This window comes from Curtobacterium sp. MCLR17_058, from assembly GCF_003234705.2.
In the GTDB taxonomy this organism is placed as follows: Bacteria; Actinomycetota; Actinomycetes; order Actinomycetales; family Microbacteriaceae; genus Curtobacterium; species Curtobacterium flaccumfaciens.
In genome coordinates, this window is sequence record NZ_CP126262.1 from 3395602 (window position 1) to 3410491 (window position 14890).

Sequence of the window (14890 nt, forward strand, 5' to 3'; positions counted from 1 at the left end):
CATTGCTGCACACCATCGGCACGCGACCAGCACGCGAGCGTCACGCGAGCGCACGCCGCGCGCGACCGCGCGCTACTTCAGCTGGCGCTCGGCGGCCTCGACGACGTTCTTCATGAGCATCGCGCGGGTCATCGGCCCGACGCCACCGGGGGTGGGCGACAGGAAGCCCGCGACCGACGCGACCGCGGGGTCGACGTCGCCGTGCAGCTTCGCCTTGCCGGTCTCCTCGTTGACCACGCGGGTGATCCCCACGTCAATGACGGCGGCTCCGGGCTGGACCCAGTCCGGCTTGACGAGCCCGGCGACCCCGGCTGCGGCGACGATGATGTCGGCGCGACGGCACTCCGCGGCGACGTCGGCGGTCAGCGAGTGGGTCAGGGTCGCGGTCGCCTCGAGCCGCGTGAGCAGCAGGCCGAGCGGCCGTCCGACGGTCAGCCCCTGCCCGATGATCGTGACGTGTGCGCCGCGGATCGGGATCTCGTACGCGTCGAGCATCGCGACGATGCCCCGCGGAGTGCAGGGCAGCGGTGCGTCGATCGTGCCGGCACCACCGGGCACGGCGAGCACCAGCTCGCCGAGGTTCGTCGGGTGCAGGCCGTCGGCGTCCTTCGACGGGTCCATCAGCTCAAGCATCGGCGTCGGGTCGATGCCCTGCGGCAGCGGGAGCTGCACGATGAACGCGGTGACCCGGGGGTCGTCGTTCATCTGCAGGATCGCGGCCCGGATGTCGGCAGCGGACGCCGTCTCGGGCAGGTCGATGCGGTGCGAGTCGAGCCCGATCGACGCCGAGTCGCGGTGCTTGCCCGCGACGTAGGACATCGAGCCGGGGTTCGAGCCGACCATGATCGTGCCGAGGCCCGGACGGATGCCGTGCTCGTGCAGGCGGTCGATCCGGCCCCGGAGTTCGTCGAGCGTCCGGGCGGCGAGGGCCGTGCCGTCGATGCGGACGGCACTCCCTTCACCGGCCCAGAGCTCGCGCGGGAGCGCCGCGCTGACCGAACCGCTCACGCGTAGAGCGGGAACGCGTCGGTCAGGACCTTCACGCGGGCCGAGAGCGCTGCGACGTCCGGGTTCGGCATGAGGGTCAGCGCGATGATGTCGGCCACCTCGGTGAACTCGGCGTCGCCGAAGCCGCGGGTCGCCAGCGCCGAGGTGCCGATGCGGACACCCGAGGTGACCATCGGCGGGCGCGGGTCGAACGGCACGGAGTTGCGGTTCACGGTGATGCCGACCTCGTGCAGCAGGTCTTCGGCCTGCTTGCCGTCGACCTCGGACGCGCGCAGGTCGACGAGCACCAGGTGCACGTCGGTGCCGCCGGTGAGCACGTCGATGCCCGCGGCCTTGGCGTCGTCGGCGGTCAGACGGGCGGCGAGGGCCTGGGCGCCACGGATCGTGCGCTCCTGACGGTCCTTGAACTCCGGGGTGCCGGCGAGCAAGAACGCGGTGGCCTTCGCGGCGATCACGTGCATGAGCGGGCCGCCCTGCTGGCCCGGGAAGACCGCGGAGTTCAGCTTCTTGAACAGGGTCTCGTCGTTCGACAGGATGATGCCCGAGCGGGGGCCGCCGAGGGTCTTGTGGACCGTCGACGAGACGACGTGGGCGTGCGGGACCGGGGACGGGTGCAGCCCGGCGGCGACGAGGCCGGCGAAGTGCGCCATGTCGACCCAGAGCTTCGCACCGACCTCGTCCGCGATCTCGCGGAACTTCGCGAAGTCGAGCTGGCGCGGGTAGGCGGACCACCCGGCGATCAGGACCTTCGGCTGGTGCTCGATGGCCTTCGCGCGGATGTCGTCGTAGTCGACCTCGAACGTCTCGGGGTCGACGCCGTACGCCACGGCGTTGTAGATGCGGCCGGAGAAGTTGAGCTTCATGCCGTGGGTCAGGTGACCACCGTGCGCGAGCTCGAGGCCGAGGATGGTGTCGCCGGCCGAGGCGATGGCGTGCAGAACGGCCGCGTTCGCGGTCGCGCCGGAGTGCGGCTGCACGTTCGCGTACTCGGCACCGAAGAGCGCCTCGGCACGGTCGATGGCGAGCTGCTCGGCGACGTCGACGTACTCGCAGCCGCCGTAGTAGCGCTTGCCCGGGTAGCCCTCGGCGTACTTGTTGGTGAGCACGGAGCCCTGCGACTCGAGCACGGCACGCGGCACGAAGTTCTCGGACGCGATCATCTCGAGGGTGTCTCGCTGGCGGCCGAGCTCCTGCTGCAGGACGGCGGCGATCTCGGGGTCGACCTCGGTGAGCGGGGCGTTGAACGCGGCGCGGGCGGCGGCCTGCTCGGCCACCTCGGCCGAGTCGGAGACGAACGGGGGCAGATCGGCAATGGACACGGGACTCCTACGGTGTGCGGACGACCAGCTGGTCGCACTCGGACGGTCGGTCGGTGCAGCCCAGGCGTACGGCCGCGCACCGTGTCTTTGTCGCTCCCCGATGGTGACCCATCCAACGCCAGTCGCGACCTGACGATCGTACCGAGCCACCGCACCCTGTGTCACCCTGGATGCATGACGCTGCTCTCGCCCGACGTGGACGAACGGACCACCACGGACGAACGGACCAGTGCGCGGGCGGACACCCCGTGGGTCACGGTGGTGTGGGACGACCCGGTGAACCTGATGTCGTACGTCACCTACGTCTTCCAGCGGCACTTCGGGTTCTCACGCGAGCAGGCCGAGCGGCTCATGCACCAGGTCAACGACGACGGCCGGGCGATCGTGGCGACCGGCCCGCGTGAGTCGATGGAGGCCCACGTGCAGTCCATGCACGGCTACGGGCTGCAGGCGACCGTCGACAAGGCCCCCGAAGCGTGATCCCGTTCGTCCGCCGCGCCGACGGCGTCCACCTCGGCCTGTCCTCCGGCGAGCGCGACCTGCTCGCCTCGCTCACCGAGCAGCTGCAGCAGGTGCTCGGCGGCGACCTGTCCACCGACCCGCTCAGCGAGCGGATGTTCCCGGACGCCTACCCCGGCGACGACGCAGCGAGCGCGGAGTTCCGGAAGTACACGCAGTCCGACCTGCTCACGCAGAAGACGACGAACGCCTCGATCGTGCACGACTGGCTGACGGGCACCCGCGACGGTTCGCTCGACGCCGAGGACGAGCAGGCGTGGCTCCGCACCCTCACCGACCTGCGGCTGACGATCGCCGATCGGCTGGGCATCGAGGACGCCGACGACGAGGAACGCTCGGTCGAGGCCGACGCGGGCGTCGGCCTGCGCGACGTCTACGACTGGCTCGGCTACGTGCAGGAACACCTGGTCGTCACGCTCACGTCGCGCTGACGGCCACGGCCTGGAGGCTCGGATCACCTCCGGTGCGGCGGGTCACCCCAGCAGGTCGTCGCGGTTGGCTCGCGCCCAGTCGGCCAGGCTCCGGGGTGCGGTGCCGGCGATGCGCAGGACGTCGTCGCTCATCACGTCGACGCCGTCGAGGCCGCGGCGGACGACCCGGCCGAACTGCTGCCGGAGCCCCTCGGCCTGCCACGCGGGCACGCCGCTCAGGCGCAGCACACCGGCGTAGACCCGGCTCGGCAGGTGCAGGGCGCGCACGGGTCGGCCGAGCCCGGTGGCGAGCGCGGCGGCGACACCCCGCGCGTCGAGCAGATCCGGCCCGGTGAGCACCGGTTCGGTGCCGTCGTGGCCGTCCTCCGTCAGCACCCGGGCGGCGGTCCGGGCGATGTCCTCGGTGTCGATCCAGCCGATCGCCCCGCGGCCCGTGGTGTGCGGGAACCACCCCCGTCGGATCGCCGGGGCCGAGGGCTGCACGTTCGTCATGAACGACGAGGGGTGCAGGATCGTCCACGCCAGCCCGCTCTCGCGCACCAGCCGGTCGATGTGCCAGGCGGCGCTCGCCCACGACATCGGGGAGTGCTCGGCGGCGTCCCCGCCCGACAGCTGCACGATCCGGCCGATCCCTGCACGCTGCGCCGCACGGACCCCGGTGGTGCCCTGCTCGCGCTGCCGCTGGCTGACCGGCGTCACGAGGAAGAACCGGTCGACCCCGTCGAGCGCCGCGGTGAGCGCGTCCTCGTCGTCCAGGTCGGCCAGACGGCCGTCGATGCCCCGCGCCCGGAGCGCGTCGACCTGTTCGGGCCGTCGGACCACGGCACGCACCGTCACCCCGGCCGCCCGCAGCAGCTCCGCAGTCTTGCCCCCGACGTCCCCGGTCACGCCGGTGACCGCCACGATCTCGCCCATGTCTGCTCCTCGTCCCGCTGACCCGTTCTGGTATCAGTTTCCTGATACCAGAACGTACGCCGGTACGATCGCCCCGTGCCCCAGGAACTCCCAGCCCCGCGCGACGACGTCGACGGCATCGTGGCGTGGACGGTGATCCGGGCCGCACGGACGCTCTCCCGCCGGCTCGCAGCCGAGCTGGCGCCGCTCGGGTTGACGCCCGTGGAGTTCGGGGCGCTCATCCAGCTCGCGACAGCGGGCGAGCTCAGCCAGGCCGACCTGGCGCGGGCGGTCGGCGTCCGACCGCAGAGCATGACGACGCTCGTCGGGGGGCTCTCGACGCGGGGACTCGTGGAGCGGGGCGCCGCACCGGGCCGGGGACGGGCCTCCCGGATGCGGCTGACCGACCAGGGCGAGGCGCTGCTGGCACGCGCCCACCCGATCGTCCGGGCGAGCAACGCGTGGTTCGGCGACGGTGCGGAAGCGATCTCGGCGACCCTGCTCCCGCTGCTCGAGCCGGACGCGGGCGACGACGGGTCCGCCGTTCCCTGAGCGATATCAGAAGGCAAACTTGCAAGGTGGGCTGGTGACGGACTAGCCTCCGGGGCGTGACCGACGCACCGGAGACCGACCCGACCGACCTGGCCGACGCCGTGCTGACGATGCACGGACGCCTGCGGCGGTCGTTGCTGGCCTCGAAGTCGGACGACGTCACGGCGTCGCAGACCGCCGCCCTCGGACGCCTGCTGCGGCACGGGCCGGCCACCATCGCCGACCTGGCGCGAGCCGAGGGTGTCCGACCGCAGTCGATGGGCGCGACCGTCCAGGCCCTCGTCGACCTCGGCCTGGCCGAGCGGCAGGCCGACCCGACGGACGGCCGGCGGTCGATCGTCAGCGCGACGGCGGCCGGTCGGGACGCGCGCCAGACCGCCTGGGCCGCGCGGAACCACGAGCTCGCCGAGCGGCTCGCGACCCTGCCCGAGGCGGACCGTCGAGTCGTCGCGCGGGCGATGGACCTGCTCGGGCCGATCGTCGATCCCTGACCCGCACCCCTCGCCCAGCCCTGCAACCGGAAGAAGCGTCCTCACGTCCACCACCACCACGACCCCCGACACGACCACGGGCAGCGGCTTCGGCCCGAAGCTCCTCATCCCGGTGCTCGTCGGGCCCCTGCTCAACCCGATCAACACCACGATGGTGTCGGTCGCCCTCACCCCGATCTCCCGCGACACGGGCATCGGTGCGGCGCAGGCGATCTGGCTCGTCGCGGCCCTGTACCTGGCGAGTGCGATCGCGCAGCCCACGATGGGCAAGCTCGCCGACCGGTTCGGCCCGAAGAAGGTGTTCCTGACCGGGCTCGTCATCGTCGGGATCGCCGGGGTGGTGCCCGAGGTGCTGACCGGGTTCGGCGGCGCCGTGTTCGCCCGCGTGCTCATCGGCATCGGGACGTCGTCGGCGTACCCGGCGGCACTCACCACCCTCCGGCAGCACTCCGTCCGGATCGGGAAGCCCACGCCGCCGCTCGTGCTCGGGGCGCTGTCGATCACGTCGCTCGTGTCCGCCGCCGCCGGCCCACCGCTCGGCGGGGCGCTCATCGCCGCGTTCGGCTGGCACGCGATCTTCCTGGTGAACGTGCCGCTCGCGGTGTTCGGCATCGTCGTGGCGACGCTCTGGCTGCCGTCCGACCGACTGCGTCCGCGCGACGACGCCGAGTTACCGGTGCTGCAGGCGCTCGACCCGCTCGGCATGGTGCTGATGACCGGGACCGTCTCGGCGCTGCTCGTCTTCCTGCTCGACCTGTCCGCCGGGCTGTGGTGGCTGCTCGCGGTGGCCGTCGTGCTGCTCGTCGCCCTGGTGGCGTGGGAGCTCCGGGCCGTGCGACCGTTCGTCGACGTGCGGCTGCTGGCCCGGAACGGCGCGTTGTCCCGGACGTACGGCCGCCTGTTCCTGACGTACCTGCTCGCCTACACGATGACCTACGGGTTCTCGCAGTGGGTGCAGGACGTCGCGGGCTACCCGAGCGACGTCGCCGGGTACATCCAGCTGCCGGCCGCGATCGTCGCCGGGGTGGCCTCGTTCGTGGTCGCACGGAAGACCGCGATCCGCGGGCCGCTCGTCGTCGCCGCGCTGGTGCCGATCCTGGGCGGTGTGCTCCTGCTCTTCCTGCACACCGGGTCGCCCGTCGTCCTGCTCGCCCTGGCCCCGGCGCTGTTCGGGGTGCCGCAGGCCCTGGCGTCGGTGTCGAACCAGGCGGCGCTGTACCGGCTCGTCCCCGCGGAGTACATCGGCACCGCGGCCGGGCTGTCGCGCACCGCGGTGTACATCGGGGCGATCGCGGCATCCTCGCTCATCGGTGGCGTGTTCGGCCAGGCCCCGACGACGCCGGACCTGCACGTGCTGGCGTGGGTGATCCTCGGCGTCGCGGTGCTCCTGACCGTGCTGACCCTGGCCGACCGCCGCCTGCGGGGCGCCGACGCCCGGCGCGCCACCGCCGCGCCCGCACCCGCGCCCGACGCCGAGTGAGCAGAAGATGACGGGTCGCACCCCCGCACCCGACGTCTTCTGCTCACTCGGCGGCCTCCGGACGTCCTGGAGCACCTCGCCACCCGCGGACCGGTAGCGTCGCGGGCATGGCGAACGGCGGCGGGTTCAGCAGCGACACCAAGGCAGGCGCGATCTGGAACGTGGTGATCTGCGGCATCCTCTGCATCGGCATCCCGATCGCGGCGATCGTCAACGCCGACCGGGGCTCCGCGTACGTCGGCATCGGCATCGCGGCGACGGTCCTGGCCCTGTGCATGGAGGTCTACTTCGTCCGTCGTCTGCTCGCGCGCCGGCGCTGACGCCGGGCGCGCCACCGCTGCCGCGCCCGCCACTGACGGTTCGTGAGCACAAATGGTCGAGTCGCCGCGGCGCACTCGACCGTTCCTGCTCACGAAGCACGTCCCCCGCGGCCGGTACCCTGATCCGGTGACCGACCCGACCCCCACGCACTGGACCCTGACGCTCGTCTGCGACGACCAGCCCGGGATCGTGCACGCCGTCTCCGGAGCGATCGTCGCCGCCCAGGGCAACATCACCGAGTCGCAGCAGTTCTCCAGCGCCGACACGAACACGTTCTTCATGCGCCTGCAGGTGATGGCGCCCGTGGACCGCGCCGCCTTCGAGGCAGCACTCGCCCCCGTCGCCGCCCGCTACGACGCCCGCGTCCAGCTCGACGTCGTCGGTCGTCCGCTTCGCACCCTCGTGCTCGTGTCGAAGGCGGGCCACTGCCTGAACGACCTGCTCTACCGGCAGCGCGGCGGACAGCTGCCGATCGAGGTCCCCCTCGTGCTGTCGAACCACGCGGACCTGTCCGAGCTCGCCGCGTTCTACTCCGTGCCGTTCGAGCACCGCCCGGTCACCGACGCCGAGTCGAAGGAGCAGATGGAGCGGCGTGTGCTGCAGGCGGTGGAGGAGCACGACATCGAGCTCGTGGTCCTCGCCCGTTACATGCAGATCCTGTCGCCCGAACTCTGCGCGGCACTCGAGGGGCGTGCCGTGAACATCCACCACTCGTTCCTGCCCGGCTTCAAGGGCGCGAACCCGTACCGGCAGGCGCACGCCCGCGGGGTGAAGCTCATCGGTGCGACCGCGCACTTCGTGACGAGCGACCTCGACGAGGGCCCGATCATCGAGCAGAACGTCGTCCGCGTCGACCACACCAAGGAACCGGCCGAGCTGGTGTCCATCGGGCAGGACGAAGAGTCCCGCACGCTCACCCAGGCGGTGCGCTGGATCGCGGAGGACCGCGTCCTGCTCGACGGCGCCCGCACCATCATCTTCAAGTAGGCAGCACCATGACCAACGCCCCGCAGTCCCCCGTCGACTGGGAATCGGTCCCCGACCCGGCAGCCGTCCGGCAGCCGCGACGGCGGTTCGAGGCCTGGATGATCCTGCGGATCGCCGTGATGGTGTTCGGCCTGCTGTCCCTGGCCTTCTGGGGCTACTGGTCGTGGCAGCTCCCGCTCCCCGGCTACCTGTTCATGGTCGGGGCTCCGCTGTTCGCCGCGGTCGTCTGGTACTTCTTCCGGTCGCCGCGCTCCCCGATCGAGACCGACATCGTCGGCAAGACCATCGTCGAGGTCGCCCTGGTCGTCGCCGCAGGCGCGACCTGGATCTCCATCGGCCACCCGGTCGTCGGCATCGTCTTCATCGTGATCGCCGCCCTGAGCGGCGTGATCGCGTTCCGCAAGGAGACCGCATGAGCACCACGGGCCTCCAGACCGGCCAGGAGGCCCAGCGCACGCTGGTCCGCGCAGCCCGCGTCGTCGACGCGGCCGGCACCACGGCCGACGGCTGGGTCCTGGTCGTCGGCGACAGGATCCACGCGACCGGCTCCGGCCCCGAGGCCCCCGTGGCCGACCGGGTCGTCGACCTGGGCGACGCGGTCCTGACGCCCGGATTCGTGGACCTGCACGGGCACGGTGGGGCGACCGAGGCGTACGAGGACGACTCGTTCGACCGTTCGCTCGCGATGCACCGTTCGCACGGCACGACCCGCTCCGTCCTGTCGCTCGTCGCGAACCCGGTCCCCGCGCTCGCGGCGTCGCTGGCCCACGTCCGCGCCGTGATGGCGACCGACCCGCTCGTGCTCGGTGTGCACCTGGAGGGACCGTTCCTGTCCCCGCACAACAAGGGCGCCCACAACGAGTCGTTCCTGATCGAGCCGACCCCCGCCGCGGTCGACGCCCTGCTCGAAGCGGGCGAGGGTGTCATCCGCCAGGTCACGATCGCGCCCGAGCTGCCCGGAGCGCTCGACGCCGTCCGCCGCTTCGTCGACGCCGGCGTCACGGTCGCCGTCGGCCACACGGTCGGCACGTACGACCAGGCGCGGGCCGCGTTCGACGCCGGCGCGACGATCCTGACCCACGCCTGCAACGCGATGCCCGGGCTGCACCACCGCGCACCGGGGCCGATCGGCGCCGCCGTGTCGGACGACCGCGTGACGCTCGAACTCATCCTGGACGCCGTGCACGTGCACCCGGTCGTGGCGGACACGCTCTTCCGGGCGACGCCGGGTCGGGTGGCGCTGATCACCGATGCGATGGGTGCCGCCGGCGCTGCGGACGGCTCGTACCGGCTCGGGTCGCTCGACGTCACGGTGACCGACGGCGTCGCACACGTGGCGGGGACGGAGACCATCGCGGGGTCGACGCTGACGCAGGACGTGGCGCTCCGCAACGCGGTCTCGCTCGCCGGGCGGACCCTGCCCGAGGCCGTGGCGGCGCTGACGAGCGTGCCAGCCGGCGCGCTGGGGCTCGGCGACCGTCTGGGTCGGCTGGCGCCGGGGTTCGCCGCCGATCTGGTGGCACTGTCGCCGTCGCTCGAGGTCGAGCGCGTCTGGGGCGGCGGGCGCGAGCTGCGCTGAAGCGCGCACGGCGCAGACGGCTCGCTCGGACACGTCACGGCAGGTCGGTCGGGCGGGGGTTGAGCGGCTCACCGAACCGTGGGGCCCGGCCGGGGACGCAGTGGCCGTCGATGGCCACGTCCGCGTACGAATCGAACGCCTGGAAGAAGATGGCGAACCCGTCTGCCGCTGTCCCACCGAGGTACCCCTTCGGGTAGCTGATGACCGTCCGCTCCGGCGTGAGTTCCGTGTCGTGCTGAACACGCGCACCCTCGTACCCGATCGCCGCGAGGGCCCGTGTGACCCCCTCGGCAACCTGATCCGCTGTACCAGGAAGCGGGAGCCGCCGAGTGCTCGCGTAGGTGTACTGCGCAGCGTCCTCGCCATCACTTCCGCAGAGGTTCCACCCGGGGTCCTCGTCACCCCACCCGTCCTGCCCGACGACCGAGCGCACGGCGGCGAAGATGTCCAGGACGTCCTGGTGCGACTGTTCGACGTTCATCGACGTGTCCTTCTGGATCGGGGAGTCCGGGGAGGCGCCGGTGCACCCGGTCAGGAGTGCGGTGACCACCAGGGCTCCGGCGAGTGCCGCCCACGACCGTTCAGAGCGTCGGGACACCGGTGCCCCCGGTCTGCCAGCCGTACATGAGCCAGTCGTCCTTGGTCTGCTGCCGCATCCGGTCGAAGGGCCCGCCCCGCTCCGGGATCTCGTCCCCGTGTCCCATCGCCGCTCGTGCAGCATTGTGCTGGGCGGTGGTCCCATTGTCGAAGTACGAGTACCGGCCGTCGTCGTCATCGCCGTCGTACGGCCCGTGGCGGGTGACGCCGTGCAGGGTGTCCGACCCACGACCCTCGGTCTCGGAGCTGAACGCGTGCGCGTCCCACGTGGACTCGGTCGGGTCACGCCGACCGGACAGGTTCTGCCCGGTGACGGCCCAGCCGTCTTTCGCGCCCTGGCTGGCGAAGACCTGCCCCTCGGGCACGTGCAGCGCGGACGCGTTCGGTACGGCGTCCGTCACGCCGGCCGAGCCCAGCAGCACCACGTGGTCGGCGTGGGTCTTCGTCAGGGCGATGGTCGCCACGGTCGTGCCGTAGGAGTGCCCCATGACGGTCAGGTCGGCGTCCCGCCCGGCGGCCGCTCGTGCCGCGTGGAACCCGTCGAGGTCGGCGACGAGTCGCTCGGCGCCCGCTCGCGCTCGGTCGTCCGCCAGGACGGTCCGGAAGGACGGGTCGTCGGCCATCGGCGGGTGGTAGCCGATCCAGGACACGACGGCGATGTCACTGCGGCGGATGCCAGCCACACGAGCTTCCTCACGACGCATCCCGCGGGCGATCGCGCTGTAGTCCTGCACCGTGCCGTCCTGGTACGTCGCGGTGTTCATGCCCGGCACGATGACGCTGATGTGCGTGGCACGGTCGAGGTCACCCGCGACGATCTGCGCGAGCGGGGGACGGTCGTCGACGAGTGCCACCAGCGAGACCGGTGTCGTGGCGAGGGTGTCCTGGATGTTCCGGTAGGCGTCGCGCTGCCGTTCCCAGACGAGCAAGTGCTCCCGTGCCGTCGCCGCTTCGGCCGGGTTCCGGGCGGCGTCGTGCCGCTCGCGCCAGTGGCGGACCTGCTTCCGCGCGTGTGCGAGCCGGTCAGCCAACACCGTCGTGTTCGCCCGTGCCCGCGCCCAGGAGGCGACACCGTTCAGGTTGCCGATGACCGCCGGCATCGCCGCGACGAACGCCCGCTGGACCGCGGACGGCACACCGTCGACGCCCGACATCGCCTGCCACCACCCGGCCACGTGCGCAGGGTCGAGTCCGGCGAGCCGCTTGGCGACCCGTGCGTCGTCACCGAGCGCGGCGACGGTCTCCGGGTCGAGGGTGCCGAGCCAGGTGAGGAACTGCCCGTCACTCATCGCGGACACGACCGTCGCGGAGACCAGCTTGCCGAGCACCGACCGGTCCTCGAGCGCGGAGGCCGCCGCTCGGTCGGCTGCGGCTCGGCGGGCGACGAGCTCGTCCCACTGCGCCGTCAGCCGAGCGTCCAGCGCTGCCAACCACTCGCCGCTGCGCTCCAGCTGCTGCAGGAGCGCACGGTCCGACTCGACCGCATCCGGTCCGGACGCCACCACGGTGGCATCGCGGATCGCCCGCTCGTTGGCCGCGATGTCGTCCGCGGTGTTCCGCCGGGTCGTCTGCAGGCTCGCGGCGTCGTCCTGGATCTCCCGCACCTGGCGCGCGTAGGTGGCGAGTGCGGCGGAAGCCGCGTCCAGCCGCGCCGCGACGCGCTGGGCACTCGCCGGCATCGCCGCCGCCGTCACGAGGAACCGCTGTTGCGCCCGCCCTGCCCAGCCGGACGCCGCGTGCTCCGCGGCGACGAGCACGTGCCGGGCGCCGTCACGGACCGCGTCCGAGTGGTCGTCGTGCCGACGGGCGATCCGATGGATGCCGTCCGGGTCGCCCGCGACGGGGTCCGCGCTCACCGGACCCGCCGGGCGAGCTCGGCATCCGCACGCAGGACCGCTTCGGCGGCGGCGGTCACGTACTCGCGCAGCGTGTCCGCGTCGTCACCGAGGGACCGGATCATCGCGTCGTGCGCCCTGGCCGACGCGACGAACGCGGACTCGACCGTCCCCGAGCCGAACGCACCGCCGTCCGAGCCGGACAACGGGCGCTCAGAGCGGAGGTCGGTGACCGCCTGCCCCGCCGCTCGTGCGACCGCCTGCATCGTCGGCAGGTCGACCGTCAAATCCCCCATGGTGCCCCCTCGTGTTCCCCGAGGGGGTCAACATATCACCGCTGAACTACGGTGTGTCAAGCGGTGTTCAGCGGTCGATCGGGCGCCCCCGCTCCCCGCTCGCCCAGCCCGTGTCCGCCGTGTCCCCGACCCGCAGGGACAACGTGCCGCCCCGCGTCACGAAGGACGCCGGCACCCAGGACCGCTCGTGCGTCCACCCGTTCAACCGGGCGCCGTGCACGTACGGCTCGGTCCCCGAGGACCGGATGACGATCCGCTCGCCGCTCGACCGCCGGATGTCGACCGTGCTGAACGTCGGGCTGCCGATGAGCATCTCCGCTCGCCCGGGCGTCTGCGGGAACAGGCCGATCGAGGCGAAGACGTACCAGGCGCTCATCGTGCCGAGGTCGTCGTTGCCCGGCAGGCCGCCTGGGCCGGTCGAGTAGGCGTCGTCCACGACCTGCCGCACGGTCCCCTGCGTCTTCCAGGGCTTGCCGAGCGCGTTGTACATCCACGGCGTGTGGATGTCCGGCTCGTTCGTCGGGTCGAACTTCGTGGCGTCGCCACCGGTCACCGCGAACGCACCGGTGCTGTCGTGGAAGAAGTCGTCGAGCCGAGCGGTCGCGGCGTCGTCACCGCCGAGCGCGCTCGACAGCCCCTGCACGTCCTGCGGCACGAGCCAGGTGTACTGCGCGCTGGTGCCCTGTGCGAACCCGGTGCCGGTCGAGGGCGACCAGTCGGGCGTCCACGATCCGTCGGCCTGACGAGCAGCCTGGTAGCCGACGGCGGCGTTGAAGGTGTTCTTCCAGTAGGACCCACGCTCCGCGAACATCCGGGCGTTCGAGCGCAGCCCGAGGGAACCAGCCCAGTACCCGAGCGCGCTGTCGGAGATCGAGTCCTCGAGGGTCTCGGCCGCACCGCCCCAGCAGGAGCAGTCGTCGTTCGCCGCGTACTGCCGCTCCAGGTACTCGTCGAGTGCGGGCCGCTGCGCCAGGCACTGCCCCGGGCACCCGATGTCGCTCTCGGCGTCCGCGTTCTCGACCGTCGCCTGGTGCTTGAGCGAGGCGTAGGCGGCCCGGACGTCGAAGTTCCGGACGCCCATGGCGTACCAGGTGGCGAGCGTCGCGGCCGAGGGGTCTCCGGTCATCACGTGCGTCGGCGCTCCGAGGTGCAGCCACCGGTCCCACACGCCGCCGTTCTGCTCGGCGAACCGCAGCATCGACTGCGCCATGTCCCCGGCGACGTCCGGCCGCAGCAGCGCGAGCAGCTGGATCTGCGCCCGGTACTGGTCCCACCCGGAGTACGTGCCGTACACGGCCCGGTGTCCGCGGTCCATCCGGTGCACCCGCAGGTCGGGCCCGAGGTAGCGACCGTCGCGGTCGTTCAGCGTGTTCGGCTGCATGAGTGCGTGGTAGACCGACGTGTACAGCTGGGTGGTGCGGTCCGCCGTGCCGCCACCGACGCGCAGGCGCGACAGTTCACGGTTCCAGGAGGCCCGTGTGTCGGCCGCCACGCTGGCGACGGTCGAGCGCTTGGTCACCTCGCCGTCACGGTTGGCGACCGCCCCTGCCGCGCTCACGTACGAGATGCCGATCTTCGCCTGCACCGTCGCTCCGCGACGCGCATCGAACCCGACCCACGCGCCGGAGCCGCGTCCGGCGCGGTCGGCGCCGGTCAGGTAGCCCTCCCCACCGGAGGAGGACGTGCCTCCAGGCTGGACCGTGCCGTCCTTCCAGGTGCCGGTGCTCGCGAACGCCGTGTCGAACGTCGCGGTGAAGTAGAGGCGGTAGTAGCTGCGGCGGTCCGGGTTGGTGGCGCCGCCGCCGTTCGCGCGGCGGCTGCAGAAGCCGCCGGTCAGGACGCTGCCGCTGACCGTGCGGGTGCGGGGGTCGACGCGGGTGGTCGCGGCCTCGCTGCCGTTGATCGAGTTCGACGTGCGGAAGAGCAGGTTCGCGTCCTTGCCGGCCGGGAACGTGAACGCGCCGACGCCGGCACGGGTGGTCACGGCCAGGTCGGTGCGGACGCCGTTGTCGAGCGTGACGCCGTAGCGGCCGGGGCTCGCGGACTCCTGGTCGTGGGAGTACCCGGCGGCGTAGACGGCGTCCTTCGAGTCGGCGGACGGCGAGGTCGTGACCGGGGTCGTGACCGGCATGATCGGCACGTCGCCGGCAGCCCCGGGAGCACACCCGGCACCGTTCAGGTGTGTCAGGCTGAAGCCGCGCAGCCGGTTCACGTCGTACGAGTAGCCGTTCGCGACCGGGGTCGACGTCTGGTCGCCCGCGGTGCCCGTGGGGCTCCACTGCATCATGCCGAACGGCGCGGTGGCCCCGGGCCAGGTGTTGCCGTTGTTGCTCGTGCCGATGAAGGGATCGACGTACCGCGCGGGATCGCTGACGGTGCGCCCGGCCTGCGTCGAGGGCGTGGCCACGGCCGGCGCGGCGACGATCGCCGTGCCCAGCAGTGCGGCGATCGTGGCCACCGCGGCGAGCGGGAGCGGACGGACGAGCGGGCGACGGTGCACGCGAGATCGGTTCACATCGGTGACGCTAGCCCCCTCGGACGGGGGACGCCGCCCGCGTCACCGAGCGCTCTCCCGCTGTTC

General features: G+C 72.3%; 16 protein-coding genes and 1 riboswitch. Of the genes, 9 read left to right on the top strand and 7 right to left on the bottom strand.

The window, feature by feature from the left end; genetic code table 11:
* Nucleotides 1-72 precede the first annotated feature (72 nt).
* Together DEJ11_RS16060 and glyA are read right to left on the bottom strand one after the other, a co-directional pair.
* Entirely contained in the window at nucleotides 73-1008 is a 936-nt protein-coding gene (locus DEJ11_RS16060) for a tetrahydrofolate dehydrogenase/cyclohydrolase catalytic domain-containing protein (protein WP_111054099.1), read from the bottom strand.
* Complete coding sequence (gene glyA / locus DEJ11_RS16065) at nucleotides 1005-2282, bottom strand: serine hydroxymethyltransferase (RefSeq protein WP_111102654.1); 1278 nt, start codon at nucleotides 2280-2282, stop codon at nucleotides 1005-1007. Before glyA ends, DEJ11_RS16060 begins: the two co-directional genes overlap by 4 nt.
* Nucleotides 2283-2378: 96 nt before the next feature.
* Nucleotides 2379-2463: riboswitch (ZMP/ZTP riboswitch) on the bottom strand.
* Nucleotides 2464-2501: 38 nt separating this feature from the next.
* Here glyA and clpS point away from each other — a divergent pair.
* Together clpS and DEJ11_RS16075 are read left to right on the top strand one after the other, a co-directional pair.
* Nucleotides 2502-2807: an ATP-dependent Clp protease adapter ClpS gene (clpS, locus tag DEJ11_RS16070; protein WP_071404706.1), complete on the top strand. Its 306-nt coding sequence runs from the start codon at nucleotides 2502-2504 to the stop codon at nucleotides 2805-2807.
* Nucleotides 2804-3277 carry a DUF2017 family protein gene (locus tag DEJ11_RS16075; RefSeq protein WP_111102501.1) on the top strand — a complete coding sequence of 158 codons (474 nt, stop codon included), beginning with the start codon at nucleotides 2804-2806 and terminating at the stop codon, nucleotides 3275-3277. The genes clpS and DEJ11_RS16075 overlap by 4 nt, the downstream gene beginning before the upstream one ends.
* 42 nt (nucleotides 3278-3319) lie before the next feature.
* On the opposite strand, the gene DEJ11_RS16080 is transcribed toward DEJ11_RS16075, so the two are convergent.
* Nucleotides 3320-4192: an NAD(P)H-binding protein gene (locus DEJ11_RS16080; protein WP_111102503.1), complete on the bottom strand. Its 873-nt coding sequence runs from the start codon at nucleotides 4190-4192 to the stop codon at nucleotides 3320-3322.
* A 75-nt stretch (nucleotides 4193-4267) separates the two neighbouring features.
* Here DEJ11_RS16080 and DEJ11_RS16085 point away from each other — a divergent pair, with 75 nt between their 5' ends.
* From DEJ11_RS16085 to nagA, 7 genes are all read left to right on the top strand, one after another.
* The gene (locus tag DEJ11_RS16085; protein ID WP_111102505.1) at nucleotides 4268-4723 is read left to right on the top strand and encodes a MarR family winged helix-turn-helix transcriptional regulator; all 456 of its coding nucleotides are present in this window, start codon (nucleotides 4268-4270) and stop codon (nucleotides 4721-4723) included.
* 56 nt (nucleotides 4724-4779) lie between these two features.
* Entirely contained in the window at nucleotides 4780-5214 is a 435-nt protein-coding gene (locus tag DEJ11_RS16090; protein WP_027466646.1) for a MarR family winged helix-turn-helix transcriptional regulator, read from the top strand.
* Between the two features lie 112 nt (nucleotides 5215-5326).
* Complete coding sequence (locus DEJ11_RS16095) at nucleotides 5327-6694, top strand: MFS transporter (RefSeq protein ID WP_111102507.1); 1368 nt, start codon at nucleotides 5327-5329, stop codon at nucleotides 6692-6694.
* 107 nt (nucleotides 6695-6801) lie between these two features.
* Nucleotides 6802-7014, top strand: a complete 213-nt coding sequence (locus DEJ11_RS16100) for a hypothetical protein (protein WP_111029042.1) — start codon at nucleotides 6802-6804, stop codon at nucleotides 7012-7014.
* 127 nt (nucleotides 7015-7141) lie between these two features.
* Complete coding sequence (purU, locus tag DEJ11_RS16105) at nucleotides 7142-8002, top strand: formyltetrahydrofolate deformylase (protein WP_110861849.1); 861 nt, start codon at nucleotides 7142-7144, stop codon at nucleotides 8000-8002.
* An 8-nt stretch (nucleotides 8003-8010) separates the two neighbouring features.
* Nucleotides 8011-8418, top strand: coding sequence for a YrdB family protein (locus DEJ11_RS16110; protein WP_084740750.1), 408 nt, complete (start codon nucleotides 8011-8013; stop codon nucleotides 8416-8418).
* Nucleotides 8415-9581 (top strand): N-acetylglucosamine-6-phosphate deacetylase, encoded by a 1167-nt coding sequence (gene nagA, locus DEJ11_RS16115; RefSeq protein WP_111102509.1) that lies wholly within the window; start codon nucleotides 8415-8417, stop codon nucleotides 9579-9581. The genes DEJ11_RS16110 and nagA overlap by 4 nt, the downstream gene beginning before the upstream one ends.
* Nucleotides 9582-9615: 34 nt before the next feature.
* Here nagA and DEJ11_RS16120 read toward each other — a convergent pair whose 3' ends face one another.
* The 4 genes from DEJ11_RS16120 to DEJ11_RS16135 all read right to left on the bottom strand — a co-directional run bounded on the left by DEJ11_RS16120 (nucleotide 9616) and on the right by DEJ11_RS16135 (nucleotide 14824).
* Nucleotides 9616-10179 carry a hypothetical protein gene (locus DEJ11_RS16120; protein WP_258375258.1) on the bottom strand — a complete coding sequence of 188 codons (564 nt, stop codon included), beginning with the start codon at nucleotides 10177-10179 and terminating at the stop codon, nucleotides 9616-9618.
* Nucleotides 10163-12034: an alpha/beta hydrolase gene (locus DEJ11_RS16125; protein ID WP_111102513.1), complete on the bottom strand. Its 1872-nt coding sequence runs from the start codon at nucleotides 12032-12034 to the stop codon at nucleotides 10163-10165. Before DEJ11_RS16125 ends, DEJ11_RS16120 begins: the two co-directional genes overlap by 17 nt.
* On the bottom strand, nucleotides 12031-12309 hold the full coding sequence (locus tag DEJ11_RS16130) for a hypothetical protein (RefSeq protein WP_146249993.1): 279 nt from the start codon (nucleotides 12307-12309) through the stop codon (nucleotides 12031-12033). Before DEJ11_RS16130 ends, DEJ11_RS16125 begins: the two co-directional genes overlap by 4 nt.
* A gap of 67 nt (nucleotides 12310-12376) precedes the next feature.
* Nucleotides 12377-14824, bottom strand: a complete 2448-nt coding sequence (locus DEJ11_RS16135; protein WP_258375259.1) for a GH92 family glycosyl hydrolase — start codon at nucleotides 14822-14824, stop codon at nucleotides 12377-12379.
* Between the last annotated feature and the right edge of the window lie 66 nt (nucleotides 14825-14890).